The organism is Halomonas sp. (assembly GCF_041689495.1).
Lineage (GTDB): Bacteria > Pseudomonadota > Gammaproteobacteria > Pseudomonadales > Halomonadaceae > Halomonas.
Map to the genome: position 1 here is coordinate 1 of NZ_JBDNGD010000390.1, position 2366 is coordinate 2366.

General features: G+C 56.0%; 3 protein-coding genes. All 3 read left to right on the forward strand.

What is annotated here, in order from left to right; all coding sequences use genetic code 11:
• Positions 1 to 227 precede the first annotated feature (227 nt).
• Positions 228 to 773 carry a hypothetical protein gene (locus tag ACESMD_RS12420; protein ID WP_372613616.1) on the forward strand — a complete coding sequence of 182 codons (546 nt, stop codon included), beginning with the start codon at positions 228 to 230 and terminating at the stop codon, positions 771 to 773.
• A gap of 113 nt (positions 774 to 886) precedes the next feature.
• On the forward strand, positions 887 to 1111 hold the full coding sequence (locus tag ACESMD_RS12425; protein WP_372613618.1) for an addiction module protein: 225 nt from the start codon (positions 887 to 889) through the stop codon (positions 1109 to 1111).
• A 215-nt stretch (positions 1112 to 1326) separates the two neighbouring features.
• Positions 1327 to 2366 (forward strand): IS1380 family transposase (locus ACESMD_RS12430; RefSeq protein WP_372613620.1); only part of this gene is annotated, 1040 nt, incomplete at its 3' end.

The window sequence follows — 2366 nt, forward strand, 5'->3', positions numbered from 1 at the left end:
AGCAGGCGCGCTACGTTAGGGTAAATTGGGCTCAAAAGAGACTGGAATGATGACCAATATCACTGCCCGAACGCGTCACAACCGAGCCGCGCCCTCGCGTCCTGATGGTTCAGGCCGCACTCCGGCGAATACAATACCCTATAGAAGCTGCTTAGCAGCCTGATGGGCGGCTTAGTCCAACAGGCATTTATGCATTACCACCAGCCCCACGATAGGGAGTACAATTAATGGGATTTCAAACCTCTCGAAGATACGGCCGCTATTGGGATGACGCAAAAAAGCTTGATAAATTGATCAATCGCTATCATTTTAATACCTCAGGAAAAGATGAAAAATCATTCGAGAACGGGTTTGCATCCACTCTTCTAAATATGCAGGACCAATTCAATTGCAAGGTAATTTCTCAAATCGATAACGCTTCGACAGTGAAAGATGTTCGATGCTTCGGGAAGAAGCACCGCCCTGACATGGCGCTTGATGAAAATGTTGTAGGTATAGAGTTAAAATATATTCGGTATGCAGGTCTGAGAGACGCCATAGGCCAGGGGTATTTATATAGGCTCAGATATAAGTTTGTCTTTTTAGTGCTAATAATTAGCAAGGATCGCTCCACTATCTACGAAGATATACATGCTGGGAAAGAAAAAGATTTAGAAGACACCCTTCAGCATCTCGCAGATACCATGAATATATTTACATACATAGTGCCTGCATTCAGTACTAAGTCCGGGATTAGGAAATGTTATGGATTCTTCGAGCCTGTAAATGCATAAAAAGTCGCTGAAGGCGGACGCCGGAGACGTCGCGAGCGCTTCGCGGAGAGCTCTGGGGCGGCGCCGCTTAGCTTCACGTTCGGCAGTAACAGACTTTCTATGAGAGGTGCCATATGAAGATTAAAGACCTGATCGATGAGGCAGAGGCTCTTCCGGTGGAAGAGCGGGCACTCGTTGTTGATTCGCTCCTTCGTAGCCTCAATCCGCCGGAGTCCAGGATTGACGAGAAGTGGGCGTCGGTCGCGCGAAAGCGTTTGAAGGAGATTCGCTCCGGAGCGGTCGAAGCCGTCCCGGGCGAAGACGTGTTCGCAAAGATCTGGAGTGACCGATCGCAATGACGTTCCGTTTTCATCCTGAAGCTGACCTGAATCCGTGAAACCGGCCCCCTAAAAGCCTTCTAAAGCGCTGATGTGCATGGCAATATAGCCACTATCGCCGTTCACCCGGACAGTGTCATGCCCAACGTCAAATTCCGCGCCAGTGGTCGCACCCTTCCAGCCATGCCGGGCTCTCGCTCATCGGCCAGTGCCTCGAGATCGCTGGCGTCGACAGTATCGACGGCCGTTTTCCCACCACGCTGGGCATGCGCACCAGCGACGTGGTCAAGAGCTATCTGGGCCTGCTGTGCCTGGGCATGAGCGACTATGACGCCATCGAGAACTTTCGCCATGACACGCCCTTCCAGCAACTGCTGGCCCTGCAGAAGGTGCCGAGCACCGCCACGCTGCGCCAACGGCTGGAGAAGCTCGCCGTCAATGATCTGCAGGCGCATATCGCGACCTGGTCCACGACCCTGCTGTCCCTGGCAGGGGCTCCCATCACGCCGGACAAGGATTACGTCTGTTTGGATATCGACACCTTCGTCATGGATAACAGCAACTCGAACAAAGAAGGCGTTTCGCGCACCTACCAGAAGGTCGATGGCTACACGCCCATCGCCGCCTACCTGGGTAACGAAAGCTGGTGCCTGGGCCTGGAGCTGCGCCCGGGCCGGCAGCACACCATGAAAGAGAGCAACGCCTTCCTGGAGCGGGTGCTGCCCCGCGCCCAGGGCCTGACCGAACAACCGATCCTGCTGCGCGAGGACAGCGGCTTCGACAGCCAGGCCCATCTGGCGCTGCTGGAGCAACAGCGTCGTGTCTTCGCTGGCGAGGGTCGTACCCTGGACTACCTCGTCAAGTGGAACCCGCGGGACTCGGCCAAGGCCGATCGGGACACCTGGCTAGCGGTGGCTGAAGACTATTGGCAAGAGCTGCGCCCCGGCAAGCGCCAGGCGCTGTGGACCCAGACCGTCACGATCCGCGAGGGCCAGACCGAGGTCGAGGTCACGCGCGTGATGCGTCTAGTGGAGCGCACCACGGAGCCCAATGGCCAACACTTGCTCCAGCCGGACTATGAGTTGGAAGGCTGGTGGACCAGCCTGGACGAGGCGCCAGAGGCGGTCATCCAGCACTACCGGGCGCATGCCACTCATGAACAGTTCCACAGCGAGATCAAGACCGATCTCGACCTGGAGCGCTTGCCGTCCGGCAAGTTCGCCACCAACGACCTGATCCTGCATCTCGCCCAACTGGCCTACAACATCCTGCGGCT

Coding starts and splice junctions, on each gene's coding strand:
- ACESMD_RS12420 (WP_372613616.1), top strand. CDS start 228: ATGGGATTTCAAACCTCTCGAAGATACGGCCGCTATTGGGATGACGCA.
- ACESMD_RS12425 (WP_372613618.1), top strand. CDS start 887: ATGAAGATTAAAGACCTGATCGATGAGGCAGAGGCTCTTCCGGTGGAA.